Origin of the sequence: Nocardia sp. NPDC059236 (genome assembly GCF_042754085.1) — a bacterium.
GTDB lineage: Bacteria > Actinomycetota > Actinomycetes > Mycobacteriales > Mycobacteriaceae > Nocardia.
This window is the reverse complement of record NZ_JBHZAF010000022.1, coordinates 133,573-148,863: the sequence shown is the minus strand read 5'-3', so window position 1 is coordinate 148,863 and position 15,291 is coordinate 133,573. Positions and strand designations below refer to the sequence as shown.

Below are 15,291 nucleotides of genomic sequence, written 5' to 3'. Positions count from 1 at the left end.
CCCGGCTGTAATGCTCCGGCCACCATGAGCGCCGTGCACCACATCACCGAATGGGCCCACGGCGGCGCCACCGACATCGAGAACCTGACATTGGCTTGCGATGCCTGTCACGCGATGATCCACGACGGGCCTGGCGGCTGGAAAACCGTTGTCATGCCCCCGGATTCCGAACACGCCGGGCGCACCGGGTGGATCGCGCCAGCACACATCGACCCGACGCGGACCCCGCAGGTCAACGACCGCCACCACGCCGGGGAGTTGATGGCCGCCAAACTCGCCCAGATCCGCGACCGCACCCGCCCACCGGTGCGATGGTGGTCACGTCCCTAACCCCCGATCGAGCCTCACCTAAGGTGGGGCCCTTCGGGCTGCCTGCACCGCCCGCGGCCTCGGCCACCACGCCGCACTACGTCAACTGGCCAACCGGCTCGTCGGCATACTGCACGGCTGCCTCAAGACCCGCAGTCATACGACGAGACAGCCGCCTGTCACACCACCTCGAAAACACCACCGCCGCTTGACAACCTACGGACCTGGGATGTCTACCGGACTGGGGCTCACGCCAAGTTGGGAGCCGCTAGCCGCCGATCCCGGCCCGGGTACGGATCACCTTCTAGAGACACACCGACGTAAAGCTTCAAAATGGTGGGGGCTGGAACGGGAGTTCGGCCTCGCAAGCTCGGCCCCCTCTCTCCTCCAGGCATCTTTCGTCCTTTGATCTTTTCTCTCTTTGGTTCTTGGCTTCTTCGGCTTTTGGTTCTTATCGTTTGAGCCCTTGGGCGGTAGCGATCAGCCGCTCCATCGCAGTGCGGGGCAGGATGCGGCGAATCGCGAACATCAGCGGGGCATTGCTTCCTACCGCATACAGCGGGTTGGGCCGGTCCGAGTCGGCCGCTGCCACAATGGTTTCCGCGACCTTCTCGGGTGGGATACCCTTGCTCATCTGGCTGTCGAGCTTGGCCATGAACTTGGTGAATTCTGCGGCGTGCGGAGAGCCTTCAGCGATGTACTTCATCCGTCGCTCGCTCAGGCCGGTGTCGATCTGGCCGGGTTCCACGGTAGTGATCCAGACTCCGTACGGCGACTCTTCGAAACGGGCGGCGGTCGCGAATCCGCGCAGTGCCGCCTTTGTCGCAACGTACGAGGAGCGGTAAGGCATGGAGAAGCTGCCCAGCATGGAACCGACCATGACAACCCGCCCGTAGCCTCGCTCGCGCATCCCGGGCAGCACCGCCTGTGTCAGCGATACCGCACCGAACACGTTGAGCTGGAACAGCCTTTCGATCGCTTCCCGGGGCAGTTCGGCGAGCGGTCCGGCCTGGCTCTCTCCGGCGTTGTTGATCAGTATGTCGATCGCGCCGAGTTCGGTGGTGAAGCGGTCGATCGCGGCGAGGTCGGTGATGTCCAGTGCGCGGTATTCGACTCCGGCCACGCGGTCGGCGGCGGCGATGGAGTCGGGGTTGCGGCTGGTGCCGATCACCTTGTGGCCGCGGGCCGCGAAGGCAGCGGCGGTGGCCTTGCCGATGCCGGAGGACGCGCCGGTGACCACCACGGTACGGGTCGTGTTGCTGCTCATGCGGCAGACGTTATCGGGCTCGGCGGGACTCCGGCCAGGTGGTGGGTCGGTGTTGCGTCTGGATGTCGGGCCAAGAACGCAGGACCTCGGTGCAGTGGGCCTGGCGGCGTTCCGCAGCCGACTCGCTGGTAACCGACCGGATGCCGAGCCAAATGCCGATGCCGAAGGCGGGTGCCGCCAGCGCGGGAATTAGCAGGATGGCGGTGAAGCTCATGGTGGGCAGGCCTCGATTGCTGGTCGTCGTCCGGACCGGATGTGGGTGAATCGCACGGGGGCACCGGCTGTTACGTGACGAATCGCGTGTCGACCGAAACGCATCATGTGTCGCATTCGAATCTGTCGGTTGCGCCACACCGGACGGTCTCTCGTTGATATGTTTCGCCAACCCGATGGGGAACAGACATTTGGTCGGGAGTAGTCGAAGAGGACGACGCGTACATGTTCGACTGGGATCTAGTCAGGAACACCTCCGGCGTGCACATCGTGGCGCGGCTCGCGGAGGAACGGGGGATGCCGGTGGGGGAGTGCCTGGCCGGCACGGGAGTGCCGCCCGAGGCGGTGATCGATCGATACGCGGAACTGTCTGCGCGGCAGGAACTTACGGTGGTGCGCAATCTGCTCGCCCGATTCGGGGACGAATCGGGGCTGGGCGTGGAGGCAGGGCTCCGCTATCGCGTCTCGCTGCATGGACCGTGGGGGCTGGCGCTGCTGGCCAGCCGCACGCTGCGGGACGCCGTGCAGGTTGCCCTGCACTGCGTGGAGCCGGCCTTCGCCTTCGGGCGGTTGAGCTTCGAGGAGGCGGACGGCGAAGGGCGGCTGCGGTTCGATGATTGGGAGTTTCCCGAGGATGTCCGCCCCTTTCTGGGCGAGCGGGTCATGACCGGTGTTCAGGTGATCGCCCGGGAATTGTTCTCGGTGGGAGTTCCGGTGCGGCGCTTGAGTTTCCGGCACGATGCGCCCGCCGATACCGCGCGATATCGGTCGGTCTTCGGGGTGGAGCCGGACTTCGGCGCGGCCGGCACCGAGCTCGCGTTCGACGCCGCCCACCTGGATGTGGCGCTGCCGCAGGCCAACGAGTGGGCGCGCAGTCGGTGTGAACAGATGTGCCGGGACCTGCTGGCCCGCCGCCACGCTCGTACCGGCGTCGCGGGCGCGGTGCGGGATCTGCTGATCCGCAATCCGGGGGTGCTTCCGGATCAGTCGGCGGTGGCGGCCGAGATGTATGTCAGTGCACGCACGCTGTCGCGGCGGCTCCACGAGGAGGGCACCTCCTTCCGCACACTGCTCGACGAGGTGCGGCAGGCGCTGTCGGAGGAACTGCTCGACCGGACCGATATGACCACCGAGCAGGTGGCGGGGCGGCTGGGCTACGCCGAGGCCGCCTCCTTCATCCGGGCCTTCCGGCGATGGCAGGGTTGTCCACCCCAGGAGTATCGCGCGCGCGGGAGGATGCCCGAGCTGGTGTAGCCGCGGCGCTCGGTGTCAGTGCTGCGCGGTCAGGAAGGTGCCCGCATGCAGCGTGGTGCCGAAGCCGGGCGCGAACTCGCCGTACTCGTAGACCAGGTGGCCGCCGACCACGGTGGCGGCCACCGCACGGTCATTGCGGTTGACCATGCGCTGCAGGCCCGCGACGCCGGGGAACGGCGCCTCGGCGTAGGCGCTGCTGGAGCCGTCGAAACCGGCTGGGTCGATGACGGCGATATCGGCGCGGGCGCCGACTCTCAGGTGACCGGCGTCCAGGCCGTACCAGTCCGCCAACTCGCCCGTGACCCGGTGGATCGCGGTCTCGAGCGGCAGGAATCCGCGCTGGTGCGCGCGTTCGAGCAGACGCAGCCCGAAGTTGTAGAAGGCCATATTGCGCAGGTGCGCACCGGAATCGGCGAAACCCACCTGCATCATGGGCGAGCGCTGCAGCCGGTCCAGGACCTCCTCGCGGTCATTGGCGATGACGGTGCGCCACCGCAGCTTCGGGCCGTGCGTGACCGCCAGATCCAGCAGGGCGTCGGCGGGGTGGATGCCGCGTTCGTCCGCTACCGCGCCGAAGGACTTGCCGACGACCTCGGGCTCGGGGCAGGACACGATCACCGCGTCGTACAGGTCGCGGTTCCACACGCGCGGGCCGTACTTCTTGGCCAGGTCCTTGCGGAAATCGCGGCGATAGGATTCGTCTGCCAGCAGTTCGCCGCGCTTCATGACATCGCGGACATTGAGCGCGGCGACCCCGGAACCGAACTCCTCGAACACCACCAGATCCACGCCGTCGGCATACACCTCGAACGGGACCGGCAGGTGCTGCCACCGGAAGCGTGCTCCGCCAACGGTATTCACGATCCAGGCCGCGGTGGTGGCGGCACGGGCGACGGTACGGTCGGCCTTGACGTCCATGCCGGCGATGAGGGTGGTCTTGAGCGGCTTGCGGAAACGGCCCGCGCTCTCGGCGAAGTAGCGGGCGATCTCGGCGCGGGCGGTGAGGTTGGGCGTGCTCTGATGCACGCGGCCGCGGCGGCGCAGGATCGCATTGAGGGCGTGGTACTCCCGCCAGGTGGCATACGTGGACGGCAGCTGCCGGGTGGGGAATCGGACGCCCTCCAGCTTGGAGAACGAGCTGCGAATCGTGGACAACCCCAGGAATCCGGCGTCGAGGGCGTCGTCGAGCATGGCGCACATGCGGGTCAGCTCGGCCTCCGTCGGCCGTGCCGCGGCATCCACCGCGCGGGCCAGGCCCATCACCGTGACGCGCATATCCGAATGTCCCAGGAACGCAGCGACATTCGCGCCGAGCGGGCGGTCGGCGATGGCTTTCGCATAGGAGTGCGGGCTGTCCCAGTCCTTGTGCTCCTTGACGGCCGAATGCACCGCGTCCCACGGCAGCGCCTCGACGCGCGCGAACAGGTCGGCGCAGTCCTCGGCCTCCGAATACACGGTGGACAGCGAGCAGTTTCCGAGCACGACCGAGGTGACCCCGTGCCGGACCGATTCCCCCAATCCGGGATTCCCGAGCACCTCGGCGTCGTAGTGGGTGTGCACATCGAGCATGCCGGGCATCACCCATCTGCCGGCGGCGTCGACCGTGCGCTCCCCGTCCGGAATCTCGCCGCCGATGACCCTGACCTTGCCGTCGGTCACCCCGACATCCGCGCGGACCGCCGGCTTCCCGGTGCCGTCGAACACCGTGCCACCACGTATCACCAAGTCGCACCGAGCCATCGCCATCACCCTGTTCCTCAGCTCGCCGTTGAGGGTTTTTTACAGGCTATAACCGAAATGTGCGGTTGGTCACGGTTCATTGCGGCGGAAAATTATCGTTGCGGCCCACGCGATACCGGGCCACAGCCTGGGACTGTCCAGTCCAGGCCGCGGCACTCCATGACGCCACGCCGGAGGTCGAATCGGATTCCGGCGGAATGGTTTTCATCCTCATCTTGCCGATCGGCGAGCATTGCTCAGTTAGGCGTGGGGCAGAACGGTTCGCATGATGCGGGTGGTGCCGGTGCTGGTGCCTGTGGTTCCTCGAAGTGCGCGGAATTCACCAGCAGCAGGACTGCGATAGCGAATACGAGCACCGCGGCGGACGCGACCGCCACGAATCCCCAGTTGAGTCTCGGGAAGGTGATGACCTTGGTACCGTCTTCGACGACGAGGAAGAGCACCGCGGCATTCCCCGGCGATCGGGACAATTGGGACAAAACGGTGTGACGCCACCAGTTTCCAGTCATGGCAGCACTCGCCCCTTGCTGAATTCTGTTGCGATTCTGCTGTGAGTACAGCAATCTCCAGGCTACGCCCGAAAAATCGCCATAGCAATCTGCTATTTCACGGTTTCCGTTCGGCCCCTGAGTAGTTCTGCGGTGGCGCGTACCCCGTCGTCCGGCGAGTATGAAAACCATTGCCGGACTATCCATGTGGGAGAGCGATGAACACCGATGCACGACGCCCCAAAGGGCTGGGCAAACGAGCCTGGCTGACAACGCACCTGGTCCGACGCGTTCTCCGCACGCTGGCGTGGTCGAACTTCGTCCACGTCACCGTGATCGGCCGCGACCGGATTCCGAAAACCGGCCCGGTCATCATCGCGAGCAACCACATCTCGATGCTCGACGCGGTTTTCCTCTGGGGAGCGCTCCGCCGCCGCGCCATCGCCATTGCCATGGCCGAACTGTGGTCCTGGCCGGTTATCGGCTGGCTTGTCCGCCGGCTGGGCCAGATTCCCGTCATTCGCCGCGATTCCGACTCCGGACGCGATGCCATGGCCCAAGCAGAGCAAATTCTCCACCACGGCGGTGTGCTCATCATCTACCCGGAAGGCCGCCTGGTCCCGCCCGGCGACCACGAACCCTACAAACCCGGCGTAGCCAATCTGGCCTTGACAACCGGCGTCCCCATCATCCCGGTTGCCACCACCGGCACCGACAATGTCCTCCCCATCCGCCGCGCCGCCACCCCCGCGCGCCCGTTCAACCGCCGCCACCCGGTGACCATCCACTTCGGCACGCCCATCGACCCCGCCGACTTCGACAGTCCCGAAAAACTCCTGGACCACCTCCGCCACCAAATCGAATCTCTCCAAACCCCTTGACTCCGGCTAGGGTCGCTGCGTGAATACGCAAGTAATCCCAGGCCGACTGCTCGAAGCACCGACACCCGGGGCGACCGGGATGGATCGCCGGGCGTTCGGTGAATTCATCGGTCCCCGAGGCGAACTCGCGTCCTACGCGTTCGGCTGGACGGTTGGAGCCGACCCGCACGCCGCTCGGTTCACCGTCGGAATCGGGGCGGGGAATCCTGGCGGCGGGACCTTTCATGCGGTGGTGTTCGTGCACGAGAACACGCATGCCTTCGCCCTGGTCGACGACCCGTTCGAGAATGTTGCCGAGGGCGGCCCCGACCTGACCGCCGATCAGGCCCGTGCCCACAGCGACCTCCCCTTCGTCTGGTGGGTGGTCGACAATGTCATGGACCGGGACCCCAGGGCCTGGTGGATGCGTCACTGGCTCCTCGGGACGCAGTGCATCGAATCCACCGAGGTCTTCGAAAAGCGGGAGCCCATCGTTTCGGTCACCAATGGCGCCGCGGACAACCTCTGGCACCTGACCGGGATCACAGCCGCAACCGTCGACGGCCCCATCGGGCACCTCTACCACGCGATCGACGAGGACCCGTCTCTCATGGATGTCCTGAATCTGGAGCCGGGCTCCCACTCCACTCGTACGGCACCGGGCAGCCCCTGGAGCCGAACTCCAAGGGCCGACTGAGATTTCCGACGCGTGCAGGAAGAACGCGGCTACGGGAGTATCGCGTCGGCTTCTATTTCGACCAGGAGTTCCGGGTCGATCAGTTGGGAGATTTGGAGCATGGTGGCGGCGGGGCGGATGTGCGCGAAGACTTCGCCGTGGGCCTTGCCCACCTCTTCCCAGCGGGAGATGTCGGTGACATAGATTCGGGTGCGGATGACGTTTTCGAGGGAGGCGCCGACTTCGGTGAGCGCGGCCGCAATTCGGCGGAGAGCCTCGCGGGTTTGTTCGGCGATATCGTCGCCGCCTACGGGCGGGCCGTCGGGGGTGGCGGCGGTGGTGCCGGCCACCGCGATCCATTGGCCGACGCGGACCGCGCGCGAATAGCCGACGATCGGCTCCCATTGGGCACCTGAGGAAACAAGCTGTCGAACGGTCATCGTCCTATTCTGCACACTGCCGGGAGTGTTCAGCAGACCGGCGCTACCTCCGCGCTACGGCCCGACGCCGTGGCGGAGGTGGTGCGTCATCGGTCGGGCAGGGCCTGGCACAGGGCTTCGAGTGCGGGGCCGAAACCGTGGTCGGAGGGGGTGCCGTAGCCGATGACCAGACCGTCGCGGTGTGGCATGCGGGCGGCGGGGTGACGGTAGCGGCGCAGGCCGTCGAGGGCCAGACCGCGGCGGCAGGCGGCATGCAGGGTGGAATCCTCTGTGCCGTCCGGCAATTCGAGGACCGCGTGCAGTCCGGCGGCGATGCCGCTGACCCGGATCTGCGGGGCCCGCTGGGCCAGGGTGCGAACCAGGAGATCGCGCGGGCGGCGATAGGTGGCGCGGGTGCGGCGGAGGTGGCGGTCGTATGCGCCGGAGGAGAGGAAATCGGCGAAGGTCAGCTGGGTGATCACACTGGCCCACATTTCACGACTTCCCTTGGCGGACAGGACATCGTCGACCAGTGCGTCGGGAAGAACCATCCAGCCCAGCCGCAGCGCGGGGGACAGGCTCTTGCTGACCGAACCCAGGTAGACGATCCGATCGGGGTCCAGGCCCTGCAGCGCGCCGACCGGCTGCCGGTCGTAACGGAACTCGCCGTCGTAGTCGTCCTCCAGCAGCACCGCACCGGACGCGCGTATCCAATCCAGCACGGCCGCCCGGCGTTCCGGATGCAGCGGGCCGCCCGTGGGGTACAGGTGTGGTCCGCGCCGATCATCACCGTGCTCACCGGGCACGTCGACCGCCGCATCGTGCTGGCGGCCCTCATCGGCCTGATGGGCGCGGCGAACCTGGCCTCCAGTCTCGCAACGGGTTTCGCGGTCGTGCTCATCGCCCGATTCCTGGTCGGCATCGCTGTTGGTGGCTTCTGGTCCATCGCGGGCGGCATCGCGCTGCGGCTGGTGCCCGAGCATCAGGTCGCCCGCGCCACCGCGGTCATCTTCGGCGGTGTCGAAACCGCCTCGGTGCTGGGCGTTCCCACCGGCACGTTCCTCGGCGACCTGAGCGGCTGGCGCACCGCCTTCGCCGCGGTCGGGGTGCTCGGCCTGACCTCGGTGGTGTGCATGGTCTTCCTGATGCCGAGCCTGCCGGCCGAGCAGTCGGTCCACCTGCGGGACCTGCCGGCCGTGTTCAAAGCCAATGCGGCCCTGCGCCTCGCGCTGATCCTGACCTTCCTGGTGATCACCGGCCACTTCCTGGCCTACACCTTCGTGCGCCCGATCCTGCACGAGCACGGCGTCGACGATCGCGCGACCGGGGTGCTGCTGCTGGTGTTCGGCATCGCCGGCATCTGCGGCAACTTCCTCGCGGGCGCCCTGGTTGCGAAGAGCCTGCGGCGCACCACCCTCGGCATCGGGGTGCTGCTGGTCGCGGCCATGGCCGGGCTCGCGCTCTTCGACACGAATGTCATTGCCGCCGGGGCGATCCTGATGCTCTGGGGCCTCGGCTACGGCGCCGTCCCCGTCACCTTCCAGACCCGCATCCTGCGGGCCGCCCCGGACACCACCGAAGCGGCGTCGTCCCTGTTCGTCTCGACCTTCAATTTCTCGATCGCCCTGGGCGCGCTGGCCGGCGGCATCGCGGTCGACCACGCGGGCCCGCTCAGCGTCCTCTGGCTCGGCGGCGGTTCGATCCTGGTCGCCCTGCTGATCCTCGGCGGCCGGGCCCGGACTCCCCGGCTCGCCACCGCCTAGCCGGTCCGGCTCCCCGATCGCGGTGCACGGCCCGAGGGGTGGTTCGATCGGGGTATGAGCGACGGTGGAGAAGCCAGGCGAGTTGTGTCCGCAGAGCGTGAGGTAGCCGCGGGGGCCGCGTGGATATTCGAATTGATCGCCGATCCGGCGCAGCAGCCCCGCTGGGATGCGAACGACAACCTCGCACACGCTGAGCCCGGGCACCGGGTGCGGTCGGTCGGTGACGTGTTCGAGATGACGCTCACCCACGGAGCGGTCCGGGAGAACCTGATCGTCGAATTCGAGGAGGCGCGCCGAATCGCCTGGATGCCTTCGGAAGCCGGGGTGCAGCCGATCGGGCACCTGTGGCGGTGGGAGCTGGAGCCGTTGGGCGACAACCGGACCCGCGTGAAACACACCTTCGACTGGACCGATCTGTCGGATGAGAGGCGCCTGGCCCGGGCGCGCGCCACCACCTCGGAGATGCTGCGGGGATCGGTGGATCGGCTGGCGGCGCTGGCCGAAGTGGAGTGATCGGCCGGCCGGGCGCCCGGGGCTCTCAGGAGACCGCTTCCTGGGGCTCGCGCACCGCGGCGGTGCTGTAGCGGTAGTCGTCGAGCGGGAAATGCCGGTTCTCCCAATACATTTCCAACTGGGTCGAGGGCCGGAAGGCCGCGCCGTCGCCCTGGTAGTTGATGTAGTAGGTGTTCGAGGTGATACAGCCCTGGGTGAACAGGTGGGTCCGCTTGGCCCGCCTGTCCATCCGCGCGAAGTACTCGTCGTGCGGTTGCTGCCGCACCTCCACCCGGGTCGCGCCGCGCCGGCGAGCCTCCCCGATGACCCGGGCCGCATGCGCCGAGGTCGATTCGATCAGCGGAATATACGAACCGGGCGCGTAGGCGTAGGGCCCGACGATCAGGAAGGCATTGGGGAACCTGGGCACCGACACCCCCTGATAGGCCTGGAAGCGGTGCTCGTCCCAGAACTCGCCCAGTTCGAGCCCGTGGCGACCGTAGATCGGATAGGGCGGCGTGTACCCCTTCTCCATCACCTTGAATCCGGTGGCACACAGCACCATATCGAATTCCCGCTCCCGCCCGTCGGCGCTGACGACGCCGGTCGGCGTGAAATGCTCGATGGCCTCGGTGACCAGATCGACATGCGGGAGGGTGAACGTCTTGAAATACGAGTTCGAGATCGACGGCCGCTTGCACCCGAACCGGTAGTCCGGCGTCAGCTTGCGGCGCAGCTCGGGATCGCGCACCTGACTGAAAAGAAAGGCCTTCATGGCGGTTTCGGCCGCCGTCATACCCATCGAGGTCAGCCGCGGATAGTTGGCGATGGCCAGCCCTGCCCCCAGCCCCGCGTTCACGCCCACATTGCCGAGAAAGCGCACCGTCCGCTGTAGCGGCGCGAAATTCAGCACCGCGTTCGCGACCGGCCCCATGGGGAAGTCGACCTTGGGCCCGATCCAGATGGCCCGCCGCTGATACACGGTCAGCTGCGCGACCTCCTTGGCCAGTTCGGGAATCACCTGCAGCGCCGTGGCTCCGGTGCCGATCACCGCCACCCGCTTACCCCGGTAGTCGTAGTCGTGATCCCACCGGGAACTGTGCATGATCTTGCCGGTGTAGTCGCCGATCCCCGGAATATCCGGATTGTGCGGCTGCTCCAGCCCGCCGACCGCGCCGATCACATAGCGTGATGTGATCTCCGTGCCGTCCTCGAGGGCGATCCGCCACAGATCCTGCTCCTCGTCGAAAACCCCGAGCACGACGCCCGATCCGAGCCGCAGCTTGCCGCGCAGCCCCTGCCGATCGACGACCTCCTCCGCGTATCGCTGCAATTCTGCGCCGGGCGCGAAGAATCGCGACCAGTGCGACCGCGGCTGAAACGAGAAGTTGTACACCGGCGACGGAATATCCACGGCCACACCGGGATAGGTATTGGCCAGCCAGGTGCCGCCGACCTTCGGCCACTTGTCGACCAGGACGAAGTTCTCGACTCCGATGCGGCGCAGTGCGACACCCGCGCCGATCCCGCCCAGGCCCGCGCCGACGATCACGACCTCATGGGTGGGCCTGGGCTGGGAACCATTGGTAGCGCTCATGACTGAGACCTCACGTCCTGGATGGATCGGATTCGAGAGCGACGCCGGACTCGGCCGCCGCGCGCGCCCGCGCGATGACCTCCGGAAGCTGTTGCCGCCGTAGCTTGCCCGCGGTCGTGCGCGGCAGTTCGGGCACGAACACGATGTCGCGCGGCACCTTGTAGCCGGCCAGCGTGGCCTTGATGTGCCGTTGCAGGGTGCGTGCCCCGGCCCGCGCCCCGGCCCGGAGCACCACGGCCGCCGCCAGCCGCTGCCCGAAATCGTCGTCGGGCACCCCGACGGCTCCGGCGTCGGCCACCGCCGGATGCGCCAGCAGTGCCTCCTCGACCTCCTGCGGGAAGACGTTCTCGCCGCCGGAGACGATCATGTCGTCGGAGCGGCCGTCCACGAACAGCCTGCCCTCGGCATCGACATGCCCGAGATCACCGGAGTCCATGTGCTGTCCGACCATCGTCTTGGCCCGGCCGTCGCTGTAGCCGGCGAACACGCTCGGGTTCTTGTTGACGATGCGGCCGGTGACACCGGCGGGCACCTCGCGGCCGTCGCCGTCGACGATGCGGATGTCCACGATCCCGGTCAGCGGCCGGCCCACGGTCCCGGGCGCGGCCCGCAGATCCGCGGGCGTGGCGAAGGTCCCCGCGCCGGTCTCGGTGGAGGCGTACGCGTTGAACAGCACCTCGCCGAACTCGTCCATGAAGGCGGTGGCCAGCCAGGCCGGCAGGGGAGCGGCGCCGCACACCACCATCCGCAGGCTCTCGAGGTGATGGCCGCGGCGGTCCGCCGCCGGAAGATCCATGATCCGCTTGATCATGGTCGGCACCAGGCAGGCGATCTGCACACCGTGCCGCTCGATATCGGTGAGCACGGTTTCGGCGTCGAACCGGTCGTGCACGATGGCGGTCGACCCGAGCAGGAACGCCGCGGCGAGCGCCAGGAACCCGTAGGTGTGATGCAGCGGCGGGGCGATCACCATGGGCCGTCCGAGCCGCGGAATCGTTTCGATCCGGGCCAGGTCGCCGAGCGCGAGCACCATGCGCGGGCTCAGCCCGGCCAGCACGGACCGCGCGCCGAGTGTGCGGGGCGCGCCCTTGGGTACTCCGGTGGTGCCGCCGGTGAGCAGAATGATCGAGCCTCCGCCCGCGGGTTCACGCACCGGCGGCCCACCCGCGGCGACCAGGTCCGCGACGGTCGGCAAGCCGTCCGCGGCGCCTCGCACCACCACCCGCCGACCCCGATAGCCGGATTTGTCGATCGCGGTATGGAATTCGCCGTCGTACAGCAGCAATTCCACGCGTTCGCGGTCGAGCACCTCACCGATCTGCGGCCCGGCGAAGCCGTAGTTCAACGGCACCAGATCCGCCGAGAGCCGCGCCGCCGCATAGGCCGCGATCACGAATCCCCGGTGATTGCGGCACAGCACCCCCACCCGCTGCCCGCGCCGCAAATCCCAGCGCGCCCGCAGCGCCGCCGCCAGCCGCTGCACCTGCCGATCCAGCTCGGCCGCGGTGATCGGGCCGTCGTCGTCGATCATGGCGGGCCGATCCGGGAACCGTGCGGCGCACACCGACAGCGCCGTGGCCAGTCCGATCCCACCGCGTAATGCCCGGGCCAGCTGGGGAATCCGGGTGGGCGGCACCAGGTTCAGCGCGCCGCTGGCCGGCATCCGCCCGGCCACCGTCACCGCGTCGTCGAGCAGATTGGCGGCCCGCTCGACCCGCCCGATCGGCCCGGCCCAGTCGACCGGCCGATTGTTCCAGTTCCCGGCCTTCGCGTATGTGGTCAGCAGTCGTTGCGCCGCCCGGGAATTGTCCAGTGCATAGGACAGGGGCGCGCTCGCCCGCTCCCACCACGGCCGGATCGCCAGCGGACGGTCCACGATCGCCCGGCACACCATGCTCGCCGCCTCCTCGGTCGACATGCTCGGGGTGTAGCGATAGATCCGGTACGGACCCAGCATGTCCGAGCGCACCAGCTGCAGGTGAACAGTCGTGACGTCGATGCCGTCCGCCCGCAATTCCGGTGCGGCGCCGCGCATCCAGGAATTGAACGCGGACTTGGAGGCGATATAGGCCGTCCAGCCGACACCCGGGCCGTGCACACCGGCCGTACTGATATTGACGATGTGCCCCTGCCGGCGCGCCCGCATGGACGGCAGCAGGCTCAGCACCAGGCGCATGGGGCCGAGGAAGTTGATACGCGCGGTGTCGTCGAAATTGTCCCAGCGGTCCAGCGAATCCGACAGCCAGCGGCGGATCGATCGACCGGCATTGTTGACGAAGACATCCACGTGCCCGTGCTCGGCCAGCACGCGCGTGATGAGTGCCGCGCAGGCCTCGGTATCGGAGAGGTCCGCCGGGTAGGGGTGGACGGTTCCCGGGAATTCCGCGGTCTCCGAACGTAATTCCGCCAGCAGGGACTCGCGGCGGGCGACCGCGAGCACGGTCGCGCCATTGGCGGCCAGGCGGCGCGCGGTGGCCCGTCCGACGCCCGAGGACGCACCCGTCACCAGGATCACCCGGCCTGTCACGGCCGGTGCCAGGCGGCGGTCGCTGATGCCGTATCCGGCCGCGCCCAGTGCGATCCGGACCGATTTCGGCAGTTCCATCATGGCTCGACTTCCTTGTCGAACGGCGGGGTCAGGCGGGCAGCCGCTCGAATTCGTAGTCGGCGAACGGGAAGTGACGATGCGCCCGCTGCGCCGAGAAGAATCCGGTGGGCCGGATATAGGTGCTGTCGCCCTGCGAATTGCGGTAGTAGGTGGGCACGTGCGCATTCAATTCGGCCAGGTAGTAGCGCATGGCCGCGCCCTGCCGGTAGATGCGGCGGTGATAGGCGTCGTGCACGTCCTGGCGGATGGCCACGAACGTCGCCCCGCGTCGCCGCGCCTCCGAAATGGCGCGCACCGCATGGTCGGCGGTCATCTCCACGAAGGCGTGCCAGCCGCTGCCGGTCCACGAATATGGGCCGACCAGCGTCCACCGATTGGGCAGTGCGGGCAGCGAGACGCTCTCGTAGGCCTGCAATCCCTGCTCGGTGAAATACTTTCCGAGATCGACCCCGTCGCGGCCGACCACCATCCCGGGCGTGTAGGTCTCCGGGTCGGAGAACACGTGATAGCCGGTGGCCAGCACGATCATGTCGAATTCGTGCTCGACGCCGTCGGTGGTGCGGATGCCGTGCGCGGTGAATCGTTCGATGGGCGTGGTCACCAGGTCGACATTCTCCCGGTTGAACGCCAGCAGATACCCCGTGTTCAAGGTCGGCCGCTTGGCGATCGGCCCGTAGTCCGGAGTGAGGCCCGCCCGAATCCCGGGATCGCGCACCAGGAGTCGCAGCAGACCGCGATAGCCGCGAATGGCGGTCGCGTCGAAGGCCCGCATGGTCGGCCGCACCACCGCCAGCGGTGCGTTCGACATACCGCGCAGGGCGGCGTCGACCACCACCAGCACCGCGCCGTGCAGCGTCGCCTGCAGCCCGGGGACCTGCAGGGCAAGCTGCACCGCGCGCGGAATCCGCGGATTGGGTTTGGGCAGGCACCACACCGGCGTGCGCTGGAAGACGGCGAGGCTGCCCACCGCGTCCGCGATCGACGGCGTGATCTGCACCGAGCTCGCGCCGGTGCCGATGATCGCGACCCGCTTGCCGGTGAGGTCGTAGTCGTCGTCCCAGTCCGAGGGGCGCTGAATCGTGCCCTGGTACAGCGTCAATCCGGGAATTCCGGGATCGGTCTTCGGACTGATGAACGCGCCGACCGCGCTGATGACGAACCGTGCGGTCGTCACCTCGCCATTGTCGAGGTGCAGCGTCCAGCGGTGCCGGTCCTCGTCCCACTCCTCGCTGACCACGGTGGTCCCGAACCGGATGTGCGGATACAGCCCGAACCGCCGAGCCACCGCCATGTGATACCGCTTCACCTCCGCGCCGGAGGCGAACAGCCTGCTCCAGTTGGGGTTTCGCGCGAAAGAGTACTGGTATGCCAGGGACGGGATATCGACTTCCAGCCCCGGGTAACGGTTTTCGTGCCAGCTACCGCCGACCTCGTCGGCCCGTTCCAGCAGGACGAAGTCGCGCACCCCGGCCCGCTTCAGCTTGACCCCCGCGGCAATGCCGCCGGGCCCCGCGCCGATGACGGCGACCTCGTGGTCCGGAGCCGAAAGCTCAGGAGGGCGGATGTCTTTGGATGCAGTGGTCACGACGGGGACCTTCCGGACAG

Annotated in this window: 14 protein-coding genes; 6 read left to right on the top strand and 8 right to left on the bottom strand. The window is 67.8% G+C overall.

The window, feature by feature from the left end:
* The coding region (locus ACFXIV_RS39480) for an HNH endonuclease signature motif containing protein (RefSeq protein ID WP_379401334.1) at positions 1–330 on the top strand (330 nt) is incomplete at its 5' end.
* Between the two features lie 430 nt (positions 331–760).
* On the opposite strand, the gene ACFXIV_RS39475 is transcribed toward ACFXIV_RS39480, so the two are convergent.
* Positions 761–1,576 (bottom strand): SDR family oxidoreductase, encoded by an 816-nt coding sequence (locus tag ACFXIV_RS39475; RefSeq protein WP_379401335.1) that lies wholly within the window; start codon positions 1,574–1,576, stop codon positions 761–763.
* Between the two features lie 438 nt (positions 1,577–2,014).
* Here ACFXIV_RS39475 and ACFXIV_RS39470 point away from each other — a divergent pair, with 438 nt between their 5' ends.
* A complete protein-coding gene (locus tag ACFXIV_RS39470) occupies positions 2,015–3,043 on the top strand; it encodes an AraC family transcriptional regulator (RefSeq protein WP_379401336.1) in 1,029 nt (342 codons plus the stop codon).
* A 15-nt stretch (positions 3,044–3,058) separates the two neighbouring features.
* Here the strand turns inward: ACFXIV_RS39470 and ACFXIV_RS39465 are convergent, their stop codons facing one another.
* Positions 3,059–4,783: an amidohydrolase family protein gene (locus tag ACFXIV_RS39465; protein WP_379401474.1), complete on the bottom strand. Its 1,725-nt coding sequence runs from the start codon at positions 4,781–4,783 to the stop codon at positions 3,059–3,061.
* Positions 4,784–5,019: 236 nt separating this feature from the next.
* Positions 5,020–5,463 (bottom strand): hypothetical protein, encoded by a 444-nt coding sequence (locus tag ACFXIV_RS39460; RefSeq protein ID WP_379401337.1) that lies wholly within the window; start codon positions 5,461–5,463, stop codon positions 5,020–5,022.
* A 26-nt stretch (positions 5,464–5,489) separates the two neighbouring features.
* On the opposite strand from ACFXIV_RS39460, the gene ACFXIV_RS39455 reads away from it, so the two are divergent.
* Positions 5,490–6,152, top strand: a complete 663-nt coding sequence (locus tag ACFXIV_RS39455) for a lysophospholipid acyltransferase family protein (protein ID WP_379401338.1) — start codon at positions 5,490–5,492, stop codon at positions 6,150–6,152.
* A 19-nt stretch (positions 6,153–6,171) separates the two neighbouring features.
* Positions 6,172–6,828: a hypothetical protein gene (locus ACFXIV_RS39450; protein WP_379401339.1), complete on the top strand. Its 657-nt coding sequence runs from the start codon at positions 6,172–6,174 to the stop codon at positions 6,826–6,828.
* A 29-nt stretch (positions 6,829–6,857) separates the two neighbouring features.
* Here ACFXIV_RS39450 and ACFXIV_RS39445 read toward each other — a convergent pair whose 3' ends face one another.
* The gene (locus ACFXIV_RS39445; protein ID WP_379385181.1) at positions 6,858–7,247 is read right to left on the bottom strand and encodes a RidA family protein; all 390 of its coding nucleotides are present in this window, start codon (positions 7,245–7,247) and stop codon (positions 6,858–6,860) included.
* Between the two features lie 86 nt (positions 7,248–7,333).
* Positions 7,334–7,948 carry an aminotransferase class I/II-fold pyridoxal phosphate-dependent enzyme gene (locus ACFXIV_RS39440; protein WP_379401340.1) on the bottom strand — a complete coding sequence of 205 codons (615 nt, stop codon included), beginning with the start codon at positions 7,946–7,948 and terminating at the stop codon, positions 7,334–7,336.
* 18 nt (positions 7,949–7,966) lie between these two features.
* On the opposite strand from ACFXIV_RS39440, the gene ACFXIV_RS39435 reads away from it, so the two are divergent.
* Both ACFXIV_RS39435 and ACFXIV_RS39430 read left to right on the top strand, forming a co-directional pair.
* Positions 7,967–8,989 (top strand): MFS transporter, encoded by a 1,023-nt coding sequence (locus ACFXIV_RS39435; RefSeq protein WP_379401341.1) that lies wholly within the window; start codon positions 7,967–7,969, stop codon positions 8,987–8,989.
* 54 nt (positions 8,990–9,043) lie between these two features.
* Positions 9,044–9,502, top strand: coding sequence for an SRPBCC family protein (locus tag ACFXIV_RS39430; protein ID WP_379401342.1), 459 nt, complete (start codon positions 9,044–9,046; stop codon positions 9,500–9,502).
* A 25-nt stretch (positions 9,503–9,527) separates the two neighbouring features.
* Here the strand turns inward: ACFXIV_RS39430 and ACFXIV_RS39425 are convergent, their stop codons facing one another.
* Genes ACFXIV_RS39425 through ACFXIV_RS39415 form a run of 3 tightly spaced genes read right to left on the bottom strand, consistent with a single transcriptional unit; the run spans position 9,528 to position 15,271 of the window.
* A complete protein-coding gene (locus tag ACFXIV_RS39425) occupies positions 9,528–11,078 on the bottom strand; it encodes a flavin-containing monooxygenase (protein ID WP_379401343.1) in 1,551 nt (516 codons plus the stop codon).
* 10 nt (positions 11,079–11,088) lie between these two features.
* Entirely contained in the window at positions 11,089–13,686 is a 2,598-nt protein-coding gene (locus tag ACFXIV_RS39420) for an SDR family NAD(P)-dependent oxidoreductase (protein ID WP_379401344.1), read from the bottom strand.
* A 28-nt stretch (positions 13,687–13,714) separates the two neighbouring features.
* Complete coding sequence (locus ACFXIV_RS39415; RefSeq protein ID WP_379401345.1) at positions 13,715–15,271, bottom strand: flavin-containing monooxygenase; 1,557 nt, start codon at positions 15,269–15,271, stop codon at positions 13,715–13,717.
* Between the last annotated feature and the right edge of the window lie 20 nt (positions 15,272–15,291).